We start from the raw sequence: 13,697 nt of genomic DNA on the forward strand, positions 1-13,697 counted from the left end.
GCCCGGCTCCGGGCAGGGGATGCCAGCGCGTGTTCACGCCCCGGTCTCCCGCCGCCGTCGTCCGGCTCTGCGCCATCCGCGGATCGGTCCGGGTGTCCTCCGACGCATGTGCAACTGCGACAGAGGCCACGGACGCGGCGGTGTGGTGCCGACCGGACGCCCACCGGGCAACACGAATACGTGAGCCGGTCGGAGATCCTCGACGTCGTCCATGACCTGCATTCGGAGCCGACCGCAATACGGATGGGTCGAACACCGGATACCGATCCGAGAAAAAATCTCTCGATCCGACCCATCCGGGCCGACCCGAGGTTCGAATGACCGGTGACACACCTGATCGACGTGGCCGTTTCCGGCCACGGCCTACGAAGGGAACCACAGTCATGAACATCACTGCGCGCAAGAGCCTGGCCGTCGTCGGAATCGGTGCGATGTCCCTGCTGGGTGTCGCGGCGTGTTCGGATGATTCGGGCACGGACACCACCGACACCACCACGATGGAGACCACCCAGGAGACAATGCAGGAAACCACTACGGCTGCAACCGGTACCGCAGCCCCCGCTGCCGGCCCCGTCGGACCGGGCTGCGCCGATTATGTCGCCGCGAACCCTACCGGCCCGTCGTCCGTCGAGGAACTCGCGAACCAGCCTGTCGCCGAGGCCGCCGGAAACGTGCCGATCCTGACCACTCTCACGCAGGCCCTGTCCGGCCAGCTCAACCCCGACGTCAACCTGGTCGAGACGCTCAACGATGGCGAGTTCACCGTCTTCGCGCCGGTCGACGACGCGTTCGCCGCCCTGCCGCCGGAGACCGTCCAGACGCTGCAGACGGATTCGGCTCTACTGACCGACATCCTCACCTACCACGTGGTTCCCGGTGAGCTGACCCCGGCCGATATCGCCGGCACGCAGACCACCGTCCAGGGCGGCACCGTCGAGGTCGCCGGCGAGGGTGAGATGTGGACCGTCAACGACGCCAACGTGATCTGCGGTGGCATCGAGACCGAGAACGCCACCGTGTACCTGATCGACGGCGTTCTCATGCCCCAGCAGTAACCGATACCGGACGACGGAAAGGTAGAAGGCATGCGTAGATCCCGACACGGCGTTCGGGGGCTTGCGGCGGCGTTCATCGCCGCCGCAGGCGCGCTCCTGTTCGCCATGCCCGCCGCCGCAGCGCCGCTCACTCCGGTTCCCGAGCTCGACGTGAACCGGTATGTGGGGCAGTGGTATCAGCTCGCCGCCAATCCGGCTCCCTACAACATCGACTGCGCTCGCGACACGACGGCGTTCTACACGCTGCTCGACGAACGCAACGTGCGCGTGGAGAACTCGTGCACCACGTTCACCGGCGATCGTCGCGGTATCATCGGGAACGCCCGCGTGAACGACAATGCCGCACTGCATGTGTCTTTTCCGGGGGTACCCTTCCAGGATTCGCTCGACGGACCGAGCAACTACATCGTCACGTACCTCGCGAACGATTACTCGTGGGCAGTCGTCGGTGACCCGACGCGCATCTCCGGATTCGTGCTGTCGCGTTCGCCCGTCGTCAGCGATGACGCGTGGCGCGAGATCCGGAACGTCGTCGAGGCGAGCGGGTACAACTCGTGCCTGATGCTCACCTCGCCCACCACCGAGGGACTGCAGGACATCAAACCGCTCTGCGCCGTGTAACTCTCGGTCGATCGTGGTGGTGTGCGGATCCCGAGGAAGATCCGCACACCACCCAGATCCGTCGTCCCGAGAACATCCGCTCGCGAGTTCGCCATCCGCTACGGCAACCAACCGAATTGCTGCAGCGGATGGCGAACAACGTAGCGGATCGCTCTAGCGGCCGGCGGTGCCCGCGATGTTCTCGAGCATGCCGCGGAAGATGATGCCGTGGAAGGGAACCAGCGCGTACCAGTAGAGACGACCAGCGACTCCGCGCGGGAAGAAGATCGCCCGCTGGTGCACGCGCGACCGGCCCGACTCCAGCGGTTCGACCCGCCACTCGAGCCACGCTCCGCCGGGTGCCCGCATCTCCGCGCGCAGGCGCAGCAGCGTCGGACGTTCGATCCGTTCGACGCGCCAGAAGTCCAGGGCGTCACCGGTATGCAGGGTTTTCGGGTCGCGGCGACCGCGGTGGAGTCCGACGCCGCCGACGAACCGGTCGAGCCAGCCGCGGATGGTCCACGCCAACGGGAAGGAATACCAACCGTTCTCGCCGCCGATGCTCTCGACGACGGCAAACACCTTCTCCTGGGACGAATCCGACTCGAGTGACCGCTCGTCGGTGAAGACGACCTCGCCGGCCCAGTCCGGGTCGGACGGAAGCGGATCGGCGGGTGCACCGACCGGTGATGCGTTCGTCCACGTCGTCTCGACCTCTCCCCGTTCGATACGGCCGAGGGCGAGCCGGACCGCGTCGCGGTAGCCGGTGAGGCCGGATTCCGGTGGGGGGATGATCGAGTCGACGTCATGGTTGCGCATTACCGCGTCGGTCGACAGCGATTCGAGGAGCGCGCGACCGAGAGGCGGAGGAATCGGCGTGACCAGACCGATCCACAAACCGGCGAGCTTCGGTGTGAGGACGGGCAGGACGAGGATCCGGCGTTTCGTCAGACCGGCGACCTCCGAGTACTGCTGCATCATCTCGCCGTACCGCAGGACGTCGGGCCCACCGATGTCGTAGGTGCCGCTGCGGGGGAGGGGTGCATCTGCGGCAGCGAGCAGATAGTGCAGGACGTCGCGCACCGCGATGGGCTGGATCCGGTTGTTCACCCAGCGTGGGGTCGTCATGACGGGGAGTCGGTTGCTCAGATGCCGGATCATCTCGAACGACGCCGAACCCGAACCGATCACGACGCCGGCCTGCAGCACGAGCGTCGGAACACCGGAATCCGTCAGGATACGTCCGACCTGGGCCCGTGAATACAGGTGCGGTGAGAGATCACCCGACTCCGGGTGCAGCCCACCGAGGTACACGATGCGGGAGACGCCGTGGTCGCGTGCCGCGTCGGCGACGTTCTGCGCCGCTCGCTTCTCCGCGTCGACGAACTCGTCGCGACCACCCATCGAATGCACCAGGTAGTACACGACGTCGATGTCGCGGCATGCCGCGCGCAGCGATTCGGCGTCGTCGAGGTCGCCACGGACGATCTCGACGTCGTCGGCCCACGGCACGTCGCGCAATTTGTCGGGGCTGCGCGCGAGCACCCGTACCCGGTAACCCGCCTCGAGCAGGCGCGGAGCGAGCCGGCCACCGATGTAGCCGGTCGCTCCGGTGACCAGGACACGCTTTCCGCTCACGGTTCCTCCAGGATGTGGCCGAGTTGGTGGCGCAGCGACGCTTCGAGATCGGGACGCCGGAACCGGTGCCCGGCGTCGATCAGCGCCTTCGGGACGACGAACTGATCGGCCTGGGCGACCTCGCGTGCACCCTCGTCGCCGAGCAGCAACCGGGGGCCGAAACCGGGGACGGGCAGCAGTGCGGGACGGTGCAGCACCGACGCCAGTACCCGGGTGTACTCCTCGTTGCGCACCGGCTGCGGTGCAACGGCGTTCACCGGTCCGGTCAGGCCGGGGTCGGTGAGGGCACGGTGGTAGACCTCGAGGAGGTCGTCGATGTCGATCCAGGAGAACCACTGCCGGCCGTCGCCGATCCGGCCACCGAGACCGCTCGCGAACAGCGGCCGCATCAACTGGAGCGTTCCGCCGCGGGGTGTCTGGACGATGCCGGTGCGCACGTGCACGACCCGCATGCCCTTCTTCTCCGCGGGATGTGCCGCGGCCTCCCAATCGGAGACGACGTCGGCGAGGAAACCCGTTCCACGTGATGCGTTCTCGTCGAGCGGTGTGTCTCCTCGGTCGTAACCGTAGAGGCCGATCGCGGACGCGGAGACGAAGGTCGCGGGACCGTTGGGTGTGGTCGCGGCGAGTTCGGCGAGTCGGCGTGTCGGTTCGATGCGGCTGTCGCGGATCGCGGCCTTGTGGGAGTCGGTGAACCGTCCCGCGATCGACGCGCCCGCGAGGTGGACGACGGCGTCGACGCCTTCGAGTAGGTCGGGCGCCGGATCCTGAGGGTCCCAGCATCGTTCGTCGGTGCGCTGCGGTTTCCGGCGCACCAGGCGGACTACCTGGTAGCCACCCGTGGACAGGAAGGCCGTCAGGGCAGTACCCACGAGTCCGCTCGATCCGGTCACCGCGACCGTCCCGGGTCGGATGCCCTGCGCGTGCGACCAGCGGTGGCTCGCGAGATCGTCGGCGAGCTGGCGGTGCCGGTAACGGAAGGTCTGGGTGAGGAAACAGCCCGGTACCCGCGTGTCGACGCGATCGGTGACGCGGGTGCGGAATTCGTCGACGACGTCGAAGCGGTGTTCGTGGCGCCACGAGCCGATGACGGTGGCGGGGCGCGACAACAGGCCGTCGTGGGAGAGTTCGTCCACGAAACGTGCTGGCGGGTCGTAATCCTCGGGTCTGTGCCGGGAGATCCAGCGCAGACCGCCGGGGAGACCGAGGACGGCCGTACCGGATTCGAGGGAGTCGGCCTCGGCGACGACGTTCATCGGCTGCCAGGGCGGGATCAGGCGGAGGATGGCGCCGGGCCGGGAGTGCCAGTCGAACACCTCGTCACGCGGTGCGTCGACGACGCTCGAGAATTCGATGCCCATGCCCTGCCTCCTGTTTGCAGTGATGCTCACCCGGTGGTGACGGCGCCGGGGCGCCCGGTGGTGACGGCGCCGGGGCGGACTCCTGCACCGTATCCACTCAAGCAGGAAGGACGCTGATCAGAAAGGTGTATGCGTCGACGAGCGGGTTGTGGATGGCTATGAAAGCTGCCTCGACGAGAGCGCGCACTGCGATGTCCTTTCGTTGGGTGTACGGCGAACAGGTTGTCCGTCCAGAAGTTGTTCGGAGCACCGCCACGACCGGATGGGTCGTTTCGCCGTCTTCTTCATCGGGGTGAGCGAATCCGCTCGTATCTGTCCAGAGCGACGCGGCGTTCGTGTGCGTGATCGACGACCGGTTCCGGGTATCCGTCCGGAGGGCCGTCGGGCAGGCTGTGCACACGAGCGCCGTCGATGCTCCGCAGTTCGGGTACCCATCTGCGTACGTATTCACCCGTCGGATCGAACTTCTCGCCCTGCCGGGTCGGATTGAACACCCGGAAGTAGGGAGCGGCGTCGGTGCCGCTGCCCGCCGTCCACTGCCAATTGTGTTGGTTGGAGGCCAGATCGCCGTCCACCAGATGCTTCATGAAATGTCGCGCCCCACGCCACCACGGCAGGTGCAGGTCCTTCGTCAGGAACGACGCGACGATCATCCGCACCCGGTTGTGCATGACGCCCTCTGCGAGGAGCTGCCGCATCCCGGCGTCCACGATCGGGAATCCCGTGCGGCCCTCGCACCACGCGGCGAACAGGGCGTCGGCGTCGGGTCCGGAATCGTAGGTGATGGCGTCGAAGTCGCTGTTGTAGTTGGTCCGGGCGGTCTCGGGCCGCTGGAACAGGACGTCGGCGTAGAAGTCGCGCCACGCCAGTTCGCTGCGAAAGGTGACGGCCCCCTCGTCCGACCGGTTCCTCATGTCGTGCAGCAGGGTCCGCGGATGGATGCAGCCGAACTTCAGATAGGGCGACAGGCCGCTCGTGCCGTCGTAGGCCGGCCGGTCACGGTCGGTGGCGTACCGCTCGAGACCGTCGTCGAGGAATTCGCGCCATCGCTCCAGTGCGGCCGCCTCTCCGGGGGGAGGTGTGGGTTCGTCGCCGGCTTCGGGAATCGGCACGCGTGTGGAGCAGCCGCTCGGGTCGACCCAGTCGGCGGTGTCCGGTCCGGTTGCCGCGGGTGTGTGCCATCCGTGGTCGTTCCAGGCGCGGCGGAAGGCCGAGAACACCTTGTATGCAGTGCCGTCGGGTTTCGTTATGCGGCCCGGCGTGACGGCATACGGCGAGCCGGTGGCCACCAGCGGGACGTCGCCGAGCGCTTCGGCGACCGCTCGGTCGCGTCGCGTGCCGTAGGGACCGTGGTCGGAACTGATGTGGACCGCGGCCGCATCGAACTCGGCGGCGACTTGCGGCACCAGCATCATCGGGTCTCCCTGGACGACGAGCAGGCGCCCGCCGAGATCCCGGTCGAGGGCTTGCAGGCATCCCATGAGGAAGTCGCGCCGGCGGGCACCGGACGGGCGGAGCAGTGCGTCGTCGAGGACGAACAGGGCGAGGACGTCGTCGGCGGCCTCGGTGGCCGAGAGCAGGGTGGGCAGATCGTTCAGTCGGAGATCACGACGGAACCAGATGATGCTGGGGCGGGCCATGGATCCAGTGTCGGGGACAATGGGTGCCATGTCCGACGCATTCGATGTACCGATCCGTGACGAGTCGATCCGGCTCGGTCAGTTCCTCAAGCTCGCAAGCCTCATCGAGTCGGGTGCGGAGGCCAAGGAAGTGATCGCCGACGGCCTGGTGTCGGTCAACGGTGAGGTGGAGGTGCGTCGCGGCCGTCAGCTGAAGGTGGGCGACGTGGTGGAGATCGCCGGGGCGAGCGCGCGGGTCGCGCACGAATAGCGGGTCGACCCGCGCGCTCGGCTGATCAGTTCTCGACGCGGACGACGACGCCGTCGGAGTCGCTGTAGACGATCTCGCCCGGGTTGAACGTCACGCCGCCGATCTCGACGGGCACGTTCTTCTCGCCGGAGCCGGTCTGGGTGCTCTTGCGCGGGTTGGTGCCGAGGGCCTTGATGCCGATGTCGAGTGTGCGCAGGATGGCGGAGTCGCGGACCGCGCCGTTGACGATGACCCCGGCCCAGCCGTTGTCGACACCGCGACCGGCGATGATGTCACCGACGAGCGCGGTGTGGATGCTGCCACCGCCGTCGACGACGAGCACGCCGCCGTTGCCCGGCTCGGAGAGGGTCTGCTTGACGAGCAGGTTGTCCTGGAAGCAGCGGATGGTGGTGATGGGGCCGACGAACTCGGTGCGGCCGCCGAACTGGATGAACTGCGTGTCGCAGCTGCGGATGTCCGGGCCGATCTCGTCGGCGAGGTCTGCAGTGGCTGTGAAGGCAGGGGTGTCACTCATGGTGCGAGGATAAGCGGACACGCTGCTCCGCACTGTGGGAGGTCCGGTCAGGACGCGCGACCGAAACGGCGTTCGTAGTCCTCTCGTTCGCGGGCGGCGCGGGCGCGTGCCTTCGCGCTGAGCAGTTCCGGATCGAGACCGTGCTGCTGGAGGCGGTGCCGCTGCCAGATGGGCATCAACGCCACCGAGAAGTAGACCCATGGCAGCAGCAGCAACAGCATCATCGCGATCGGGATCCACACCGGCCCCGGGATCAGCAGGAACAGCAGGAGCAGCGGGATGATCGGCAGGTTCCATCGCAGCAGGTAGCGGCGTGTTCCGCCGGGGCCCAGGACGTCGTCGCGTACCCACTCCCGCATCTCGGGCGGTAGCGCGCGACCGAACATGTAGCCGATCCGCTGCAGGAAATTCGGTCGTGCACTACTCATCATGAGACCCAGGATAGGCCGTCACCCTTCGTAGAGGCCTGCCAGCCTGTCGGCGAAGTTGTCGACGACGACCTTCCTGCGCAGCTTCATGCTCGGCGTCAGATCACCCGATTCGACCGACAGTTCACGCTCGATGATCGTGAACTTCTTGATCTGCTCCCACCGGTTGAGCTGCAGGTTCAGCTCGTCGATGTATCCGGAGATCAGATCGTGGGTCTTGTCGTGCCGTGCGATGTCCTCGAACGATCCGCTCACACCGTTCTTGTTCGCCCACTCGCCGACGGATTCCGGATCGAGCGCCACCAGCGCCACACAGTAGGGCTTGCCCTCGCCGTAGACGACGATCTCCGACGCGTACGGGCACATGCCTTTGAAGGTCGCTGCCAGCGACGACGGGGCGACGTACTTGCCCTGCGACGTCTTGAACATGTCCTTCTTGCGGTCGGTGATGCGCAGGTAGCCCTCGTCGTCGAGGCTGCCGATGTCGCCGGTGTGGAACCATCCGTCGTCGGAGAGCGACTCGGCGGTCGCGTCGGGCCGGTTGTGGTAGCCGGTCATCACACCGGGGCCGCGGACGAGCACCTCGCCGTCCTCCGCGATGCGGACCTCCGTGCCCGGGACGGGCCAGCCGACCGTGCCGATGCGGTTGGCGTAGGGACGGTTGACGAACGTCGCGGCAGAGGTCTCGGTGAGTCCGTAACCCTCGAGGACGGGGATGCCGACGGCGTCGAACCATTCGCCGACCTCGGGGTTGAGCGCCGCCGAACCGGAGATGAAGAACCGCAGGTGACCGCCGAAGCGTTCGCGGATGGTGGAGAAGACCAGCTTGTCGGCGAGGCCGTGCTGCAGTTTGTCCAGCAGTCCGGGCGACCTGCCGGCCTGCTTCGCCTTCGACACCTTCCGGCCCACGCCTACGGCCCAGTCGAAGATCTTCTTCTTGGCGCCGCCTTCCTCCTCCATCATTCCCTCGACGCGCGCGTGGGCCTTCTCGAAGATGCGCGGGGCCGCACCCATGAAGGTCGGGCGGACCACCGCGAGGTTCTCGACGATCTTGTCGACACGTCCGTCCACCGCGGTGGGGAAGCCGATCTGCAGAGGGAGGGTGAGCAGCACCTTGCCGAAGACATGCGACAGCGGCAGCCACAGATACTGCAGGTCGTCGGAGCTGAGCATGTGCAGCGCGTCGATGGCGGCGGCCTCGTAGGTCCACGCCGAGTGCGGCAGGCGCACGCCCTTCGGTTTGCCGGTGGTACCCGAGGTGTAGATGAGGGTGGCCAGGTGCTCGGCCCTGATGCTGTGGATGCGGTTGAGCACCGCTCCGGAGTCCTCGGCGAGCAGGCCGCGGCCCAGGTCGGCGAGCTCGTCGAAATTGATGACCCAATCACCGTCGCCGGTGCCCTCGACGACCACGACCTTCGCCACCTCGGGCAGATCGCTGCGGTGGCTCACGAGCTTCTCGACCTGCCCGGCGTCCTCGGCGATGACGATCCGGCTGCCGGAGTCGGCGACGATGAACGCGACGTCGTCGGCGTGGGTGGTGGGGTAGACGGTGGTGGTCGCGGCGCCCGCGCACATGACGGCGAGGTCGCCGAGCACCCATTCGTAGCGGGTGGACGACGCGAGGGCCACGCGGTCCTCGGCCTCGATACCCAGGGAGATCAAGCCGGCCGCGAGCAGTCGTACCCGATCCCCGGTCTGTTCCCAGGTGACCGACGTCCAGCCGTCCTTCCCGTCGGGGTAGCGGAAGGCCTCGGCGTCGGGTGTGGCGGCCACTCGATCGAGCAACAGGCGGGCGACCGAGGGGGCCCGTTCGTCGATGACCGCTCGGTCGACCTTTTCCTCGGAGACGCGCGTCGTTGTCGTCATATGTCGCAGTCTAGGTAGCGGAACCGTCCTTCTGGTGAATATAAGTAGGAACTTATATAGTTGGTCCATGCACGGGTTCGAGGTCCTCGCAGATCCGGTTCGCCGCCGCATTCTCGAACTGCTCGCGGGCGGTCCGCAGGTGGCCGGTGAAATCGTCGCGGCGATCGGCCGGGAGTTCTCGATCTCCCAGCCGGCGGTCTCGCAACATCTCAAGATCCTGCGCGACCAGCGGTTCGCCGCCGTCCACAAGGACGGCACCCGCCGCTACTACGAACTCGATCCCGAGGTCCTCGTCGAACTCGAGGACTGGCTCGCGGGTCTGCATACGCCGGTATTCGCGGCGCTGGACGCCCTGGAGACCGAGATCGCGCGCGGCAAGCGTGAGCGGCGGAGCCGCGACGCCGTCCCGCCCGCGCTCCCTGCTTCCGACGAGAGAAGGAAATCCTCATGAAGAACGTGATCACGAGCAACGAGACGAGTCGCCGCACGGTCGGTCGTCGCACCGTCGAGGGCCACGAGGCCAAGGTCGTCACGATCTCGCGCAGCTACCGCACGAGCGCCGAGGACCTGTGGGAGGCGTGCACCGACCCGCAGCGCATCCCCCGCTGGTTCCTGCCCGTCGAGGGCGACCTCGAGGTCGGTGGCCGGTACCAGCTCCAGGGCAACGCCGGCGGTGAGGTCCTCACCTGCGAACCGCCCCGGACGTTCAGGGCCACCTGGGAATTCGCTGGTCGCGTGAGCTGGATCGAGGTGTCGGTCCTGCCCGAACCGGGAGACCGGGCGCGCCTGGAACTGACGCACATCGCCTACCCCGACGAGCACTGGGAGCAGTACGGTCCGGGCGCAGTCGGTATCGGCTGGGACCAGACGCTTCTCGGACTCGGACTGCACATCGAATCGGGAGAAACGGTGGATCCGAAGGAATTCGAGACCTGGTCGATGTCCGAGGAAGGTCTGCAGTTCGTCCGCGACAGCAGCGAAGGCTGGTGCGAGGCCGACATCGCCGCGGGCGAGGACCCCGAACAAGCACGCGCAGCCGCCGAGCGGACGAGTGCGTTCTACACGGGCGAATAGAACGGGCTCACGCTGCGTCTCCGACGCACGGGGTCAGGCCGGGGCTCCGACGCCGATCACGTCGAGGTCGTGGCCGATGACGAGGCGCCCGTCGAATCCGGCGCCGCATCCTTCCCAGGTGGAATCGGGCCGATTGCCCGGGACCATGTGCGAGAGCACCAGGGTTCCCACTCCGGCTTCCTGGGCGATCGGGCCGATCCTCGATGAGGGTGGCGTGCCGGATCTGCTCGGCGTCCATGACGGCGGGGACGTCCTCGGCCTGCTGTTCGATCGTGGGCACGTGGTCGACGGGATCGGAGAGCCCGAAACCGCGGCGCTGGAAACAGACGGCGCGCGAACAGGTGGCGAGGCGTTCGAAGAGTGAGTGCATGTACGGATCGGTCCACAACAGGTCCAGACGCATCTGGACCTCGAAGAACCACACGACGTCGGTGGGGCCGGTTCCGGCCACCCCGTAGGCCGGATTGTGACCATCGCGGGGTAGATACCGGGTCACCGGCGGATCCATCAGTCCAGACTATCGGGGTAGAAATGGAAGAGGTCGTGTTCTGATGAGGAGGACGGCGGTGTAGAGCTCGCTGAGTCGGGCAATACGGTCGGCGGATCCGCGGGGTTACGAACTCGGTGGAGAAGGGATGAACCCATGACACGTGCGTCGGAAGCGGGCGATCTCGGGCGGCGTATGGCCCAGCTCGCTCGCGGCTTCTACCATCCGGCCGATCTCGACGAGACCCTGCGCGGCGTGACCGCGGCCGCGGTCGAACTGGTGGAGGGGGCCGACTGCGCCGACATCCTCATCGTGACCGGAAGGAAGCATTTCCGCTCTCTCGCCGCGACGTCGGAACTCGCCGAGCATCTCGACGACGTCCAGGAACAGTTCGGGGAAGGTCCGTGCCTCGATGCGAGCTTCAAATATCTCGTGGTGCGCTCCGAAGACCTGCGGACGGAGACCCGCTGGCCGCGTTTCGCGAAGGCCGCGGTGGACGCGGGTGCGTTCAGTGCCTTGTCGTTCCAGCTGTATCTCGATCAGGAGAGCATGGGAGCGCTGAACATGTTCTCTGCGAAAGCCGAGGCGTTCGGTCCTCCGGCGGAGGCGACCGCCGAGGTCCTGGCCGCTCATGCCGCGATGGCGATGAGCGCGGCCCGCAGTCGGGGACAGTTCGCGTCCGCCCTGGCGACCCGCGACATCATCGGGCAGGCCAAGGGCATGATCATGGAGCGTTTCGGTATCGATGCCGTTGCGGCCTTCGAACTGTTGCGCCGGCTCTCGCAGGACAGCAACGTCCCTCTCTCGGAGGTCGCTCAGGGGATCGTCGAAGCAGGTCCCGAGCGACGCGACGATCGGGAGACGGGCCTCGACGCCACGCCTGTGTGACAGCACACACGCACCCGGGTAGGTTTAGTGAAACTGCAAGTACTACTCACCGGTAGGGGTGCAACATGCCAGCTCCGAGCGCTGCGACCTTCCAGCGTCTTGCCGACCTCATCGCGATCCCCGACGCCGCCGAGCGGACCACCCGCCCCGTCGTCGAGGCGTTCACCGGACGGGAGCTGGCCACCGTGCCGGTCGGCACGGCCGATGACGCGAAGGCCGCGATCGACCGGGCCCGCACCGCGCAGGTCGCGTGGGCGAAGCTGCCCGTCGAGAAGCGTGCCGCGATCATGCACCGCTACCGCGAGCTCGTGCTGTCCCGACGCGAGCAGCTCATGGACATGGCGCAGGCCGAGACCGGCAAGTCCCGTGTCTCCGCGCAGGAAGAGGTGCTCGACATCTCGATGACCGCGCGGTTCTACGCGCGCGTCGCACCGAAGCTCCTGCGCCCCCGCAAGGCCACGGGCATGCTGCCGGTCCTGACGAAGACCACCGTCCTGCACCATCCCAAGGGCGTCGTCGGCGTGATCGCGCCGTGGAACTACCCGATGACGCTGGCCGTCTCCGACGCGATCCCCGCCCTGCTCGCCGGCAACAGCGTGGTGCTCAAGCCCGACAGCCAGACGCCCTACTGCGCGCTCGCCGTCGTCGAGCTCCTCTACGAGGCCGGGGTTCCCCGCGACGTCTTCGCCGTGGTCACCGGTCCCGGCACCGTGGTGGGCACCGCGATCGTCGAGAGCACCGACTACCTGATGTTCACGGGTTCGTCGGAGACGGGACGTCTGCTCGCCGAGCAGGCCGGCCGGCGCCTGATCGGGTTCTCCGCCGAACTCGGTGGCAAGAACCCCATGATCGTCACCTCCGGGGTGAACCTGCGCGAGGTCACCGACGCCGCCGTGCGGGCATGCTTCTCGAACTCCGGGCAGCTGTGCATCTCGATCGAGCGGATCTACGTCGAGAAGTCGATCGCCCCCGAGTTCATCCGGATGTTCGGGGCACGGGTGCGCGAGATGTCGCTCGGTCCCGACTACGACTTCGGTACCGAGATGGGCTGCCTCATCAGCGAGAGCCAGGTCAAGACGGTGACCCGGCACATCGAGGACGCCGTCGCCAAGGGCGCGACCGTCGTCGCCGGCGGGAAGACGCGGCCCGACCTCGGACCGCTGTTCTTCGAACCCACCGTGCTCACCGACGTGCCCGAGGACGCCGAGTGCTACCGGAACGAGACGTTCGGCCCGGTGGTGTCGATCTATCCGGTGGAGAATGTCGAAGAAGCGATCCGCGAGGCCAACGACACCGAGTACGGGCTCAACGCATCGGTGTGGGGCGCGACGAAGGCGCAGGGCGAGGCCATCGCCGCGCGGGTGCGTGCCGGCACGGTGAACGTCGACGAGGGATACGCCCCGGCATGGGGCAGCACCGACGCACCGATGGGCGGTATGGGCATCTCCGGCATGGGACGCCGCCACGGCGCGGAGGGCCTGTACAAGTACACCGAGGCGCAGACGATCGCGACGACGCGCCTGCTCAATCTCGACGGCCCGCGCGGACTTCCGCGGCGGATGTGGGCGAAGGTGCTCGCCCCCTTCGTCAAGTCGATGCAGTGGCTGCCGGGTCGCTAGGAGCCGGATCGCTCTTCCACGCGATGGTGGTCGCGAGGGGTTTCTCGACGACGAGGCACAGCAGGACCCCGGCGACCACCACGAGCGGCGCAATGTACAGGTAGATCGGCACGAGCGCGTCGTTGTACGCCTCGAGAACCGGAATTCTGCACGATCAGCACGAGAAGCTGCATGGACGTGCCGAATCCGATGCCGAGCACGGCGAACCAGCAGCCCAGCACCCAGATCGGGGTGTCCGCGCCGAGGGTCGACAGGAGCACCAGCCGATCGCGGGTTC

15 protein-coding genes are annotated in these 13,697 nt (G+C 67.3%); 8 read left to right on the forward strand and 7 right to left on the reverse strand.

Going from position 1 to position 13,697, the window contains the following annotated elements; translation table 11 throughout:
- Positions 1 to 383 precede the first annotated feature (383 nt).
- Together K3M35_RS09745 and K3M35_RS09750 are read left to right on the forward strand one after the other, a co-directional pair.
- The gene (locus tag K3M35_RS09745; protein WP_064061457.1) at positions 384 to 1,055 is read left to right on the forward strand and encodes a fasciclin domain-containing protein; all 672 of its coding nucleotides are present in this window, start codon (positions 384 to 386) and stop codon (positions 1,053 to 1,055) included.
- Between the two features lie 30 nt (positions 1,056 to 1,085).
- On the forward strand, positions 1,086 to 1,676 hold the full coding sequence (locus tag K3M35_RS09750) for a lipocalin family protein (protein ID WP_220666344.1): 591 nt from the start codon (positions 1,086 to 1,088) through the stop codon (positions 1,674 to 1,676).
- Between the two features lie 153 nt (positions 1,677 to 1,829).
- Here K3M35_RS09750 and K3M35_RS09755 read toward each other — a convergent pair whose 3' ends face one another.
- The 3 genes from K3M35_RS09755 to K3M35_RS09765 all read right to left on the reverse strand — a co-directional run bounded on the left by K3M35_RS09755 (position 1,830) and on the right by K3M35_RS09765 (position 6,294).
- Complete coding sequence (locus K3M35_RS09755) at positions 1,830 to 3,293, reverse strand: SDR family oxidoreductase (RefSeq protein WP_019290405.1); 1,464 nt, start codon at positions 3,291 to 3,293, stop codon at positions 1,830 to 1,832.
- Positions 3,290 to 4,654: a TIGR01777 family oxidoreductase gene (locus K3M35_RS09760; RefSeq protein WP_220666345.1), complete on the reverse strand. Its 1,365-nt coding sequence runs from the start codon at positions 4,652 to 4,654 to the stop codon at positions 3,290 to 3,292. The genes K3M35_RS09755 and K3M35_RS09760 overlap by 4 nt, the downstream gene beginning before the upstream one ends.
- Positions 4,655 to 4,938: 284 nt before the next feature.
- On the reverse strand, positions 4,939 to 6,294 hold the full coding sequence (locus tag K3M35_RS09765) for a deoxyribodipyrimidine photo-lyase (RefSeq protein WP_039583606.1): 1,356 nt from the start codon (positions 6,292 to 6,294) through the stop codon (positions 4,939 to 4,941).
- A 28-nt stretch (positions 6,295 to 6,322) separates the two neighbouring features.
- Between K3M35_RS09765 and K3M35_RS09770 the strand changes: the two genes are divergently transcribed.
- Entirely contained in the window at positions 6,323 to 6,544 is a 222-nt protein-coding gene (locus K3M35_RS09770) for an RNA-binding S4 domain-containing protein (protein WP_006553353.1), read from the forward strand.
- Positions 6,545 to 6,569: 25 nt separating this feature from the next.
- Here K3M35_RS09770 and rraA read toward each other — a convergent pair whose 3' ends face one another.
- From rraA to K3M35_RS09785, 3 genes are read right to left on the reverse strand one after another with little or no spacing between them, the layout of a single operon-like run.
- Positions 6,570 to 7,058 carry a ribonuclease E activity regulator RraA gene (gene rraA, locus K3M35_RS09775; protein WP_006553355.1) on the reverse strand — a complete coding sequence of 163 codons (489 nt, stop codon included), beginning with the start codon at positions 7,056 to 7,058 and terminating at the stop codon, positions 6,570 to 6,572.
- Between the two features lie 47 nt (positions 7,059 to 7,105).
- Positions 7,106 to 7,489 (reverse strand): DUF5313 family protein, encoded by a 384-nt coding sequence (locus tag K3M35_RS09780; RefSeq protein WP_006553356.1) that lies wholly within the window; start codon positions 7,487 to 7,489, stop codon positions 7,106 to 7,108.
- 18 nt (positions 7,490 to 7,507) lie between these two features.
- Complete coding sequence (locus tag K3M35_RS09785) at positions 7,508 to 9,352, reverse strand: long-chain fatty acid--CoA ligase (protein WP_019290401.1); 1,845 nt, start codon at positions 9,350 to 9,352, stop codon at positions 7,508 to 7,510.
- Positions 9,353 to 9,419: 67 nt separating this feature from the next.
- Between K3M35_RS09785 and K3M35_RS09790 the strand changes: the two genes are divergently transcribed.
- Both K3M35_RS09790 and K3M35_RS09795 read left to right on the forward strand, forming a co-directional pair.
- Entirely contained in the window at positions 9,420 to 9,803 is a 384-nt protein-coding gene (locus K3M35_RS09790; protein WP_006553358.1) for a helix-turn-helix transcriptional regulator, read from the forward strand.
- Positions 9,800 to 10,426, forward strand: coding sequence for an SRPBCC family protein (locus K3M35_RS09795; protein WP_220666346.1), 627 nt, complete (start codon positions 9,800 to 9,802; stop codon positions 10,424 to 10,426). Before K3M35_RS09790 ends, K3M35_RS09795 begins: the two co-directional genes overlap by 4 nt.
- A gap of 33 nt (positions 10,427 to 10,459) precedes the next feature.
- Here the strand turns inward: K3M35_RS09795 and K3M35_RS09800 are convergent, their stop codons facing one another.
- Positions 10,460 to 10,597, reverse strand: coding sequence for a hypothetical protein (locus K3M35_RS09800; RefSeq protein ID WP_019290400.1), 138 nt, complete (start codon positions 10,595 to 10,597; stop codon positions 10,460 to 10,462).
- 43 nt (positions 10,598 to 10,640) lie between these two features.
- Here K3M35_RS09800 and K3M35_RS09805 point away from each other — a divergent pair, with 43 nt between their 5' ends.
- The 3 genes from K3M35_RS09805 to K3M35_RS09815 all read left to right on the forward strand — a co-directional run bounded on the left by K3M35_RS09805 (position 10,641) and on the right by K3M35_RS09815 (position 13,420).
- Positions 10,641 to 10,790, forward strand: coding sequence for a hypothetical protein (locus K3M35_RS09805; protein WP_217579310.1), 150 nt, complete (start codon positions 10,641 to 10,643; stop codon positions 10,788 to 10,790).
- A 279-nt stretch (positions 10,791 to 11,069) separates the two neighbouring features.
- Positions 11,070 to 11,801: a GAF and ANTAR domain-containing protein gene (locus K3M35_RS09810; protein WP_064061461.1), complete on the forward strand. Its 732-nt coding sequence runs from the start codon at positions 11,070 to 11,072 to the stop codon at positions 11,799 to 11,801.
- Positions 11,802 to 11,866: 65 nt separating this feature from the next.
- The gene (locus tag K3M35_RS09815; protein ID WP_064061462.1) at positions 11,867 to 13,420 is read left to right on the forward strand and encodes a succinic semialdehyde dehydrogenase; all 1,554 of its coding nucleotides are present in this window, start codon (positions 11,867 to 11,869) and stop codon (positions 13,418 to 13,420) included.
- Positions 13,421 to 13,697 lie beyond the last annotated feature (277 nt).

The organism is Rhodococcus sp. DMU2021, from assembly GCF_019641445.1.
Taxonomy (GTDB): domain Bacteria; phylum Actinomycetota; class Actinomycetes; order Mycobacteriales; family Mycobacteriaceae; genus Rhodococcus; species Rhodococcus pyridinivorans.